This is a genomic window from Actinomadura sp. NPDC049382, assembly GCF_040677125.1.
GTDB lineage: Bacteria > Actinomycetota > Actinomycetes > Streptosporangiales > Streptosporangiaceae > Spirillospora > Spirillospora geliboluensis.
Window position 1 is genome coordinate 1 of record NZ_JBFARO010000270.1, and the last position, 1627, is coordinate 1627.

Consider the following 1627-nt stretch of genomic DNA (forward strand, 5'->3'; position numbering starts at 1 on the left):
GGCGGGCCCGGTGCCCGAGCCGGCCCGGCCCGCGGACCTGCCGCCGCCGCCCGCTCCGGTGCCCGAGCCGCCGCCTCCGCCGCCGGCGGCGCCGGACCCCGAACCGCAGCCGCAGGTCGCCGAGGCGTACGGGATCCGGTTCCTGTGCGGCGCCGACGACATCGAGCGCGTCGTCACCGAGGTGCGGCGGCGCGGCAAGTGGGCGCGGCGGCTGCGCGGCCAGGAGGTGTCGAGCGCGTCGGCGCCGGCGCTGCTGCTGATCGGCGCGCCCTCCAGCGGGCAGCGGCGGCTGGCCCGGATGGCGGCGCGCGCGCTGGCGGAGGTCGAGGCGTCCAGCGGCGAGGTCCACTCCGTGCACGCCGAGGACCTGCGCGAGCACGGCCCCGACGGGCTGCGCGCCGCGCTGGAGGACCACGCGGGCCACGTGCTGCTGCTGGACGGCCTGGACGGCCTGATCCTGGACGAGGGCGACGGCGCGGCGTACGCGTCCGTGCTGTACCGGGCGCGGCTGGAGGGCGTCAACGACACCGCGCTGCTGGGCACGTGCGAGCCGGACCGGGTCGGGGAGCTGTCGGCGGCGGCGCCGGAGCTGACCGCGGACCTGCGGGCGGTGCGGCTGCCGGACCTGTCGGCGCCGCCCGCGCGGGCGGCGCTGGTGGGGCTGCTGGCCGAGGAGCGCAGCCTGCGGCTGGGCGCGGACGCGTGGGCGGTGGTGAACCGCGAGGTGGGGGCGCTGCGGCCGCGCGGGCGGCTGACCGGCGCCCGGCTGGTGGAGGCCTACCTGGACCGGGCCGCGACGCGGCATCTGGGCAGCGCGGAGGCGACGCAGGCGATCGGCAGCGCGCTGTCGCTGACGGCGGCCGACTTCGCGGGCCTGGCGGCGGAGCTGTAGGGCCCCCGGCCCCGCGAGGCCGGGGCCCGGTTCGCCCCGCGGGGTAAGGGTTTTGGGTCCCCGCGGGGCGGTGGATTGTCGGTGCCGCGGGTCACGATGGGGGCGTGGATCGCGTTGACCGGCTGCTGGCGCTCGTCGCCGAGCTGCGCGCGGCCGCGCCCGAGCCGCTGGACCCGGCGGTCCTGGCGGCGCGGCTGGAGGTGAGCGAGCGCACCGTCCGCCGCGATCTGGAGCTGCTGGCGCACGGCGGGCTGCCGGTGCGGGCGGGCCGGGGCCGCGGCTACGCGCTGCCGGCGGCGCCGGAGCCGGCGCCGCTGGGCGAGGCGGGGTCGCTGACGGGCCCGGTGCGGGGCACGCTCGCCGAGGCGGTCCGCACCCGCCGGGTGGTGCGGCTGGCCTACACGGGCCGGTCGGGGGCGCGCAGTTTCCGCGACGTGGAGGCGCACGGCCTGGTCATCGCCCCCTACGGGGAGTACCTGGTGGGCTGGTGCCGGATGCGGGACGGGCCGCGGATGTTCCGGCTGGACCGGATCGGCGCGGCGTTCCTGTCGGGGCGGGGCGCGCAGGTCCGCGACCTGGACGGGCTGCTGGCGGCGCTGCGGGTGCCGGTGCCGCGTCCGGCGGAGGCGGCGGGCGCGGGGGCCCGAGTTCCTCAACCGGATCGACGAGATCATCGTGTTCCGGCGGCTGGAGGCGGGGCAGCTGCGGCAGATCACCGACCTGCTGCTGGACGAG

At 79.7% G+C, this 1627-nt stretch carries 2 protein-coding genes; both read left to right on the plus strand.

From position 1 onward, the window contains the following. A partial coding sequence (locus AB0K34_RS46585; RefSeq protein ID WP_364554962.1) for a hypothetical protein occupies positions 1 to 892 on the plus strand: 892 nt, incomplete at its 5' end. Between the two features lie 104 nt (positions 893 to 996). After that, a partial coding sequence (locus tag AB0K34_RS46590) for a WYL domain-containing protein (protein WP_364554964.1) occupies positions 997 to 1627 on the plus strand: 631 nt, incomplete at its 3' end.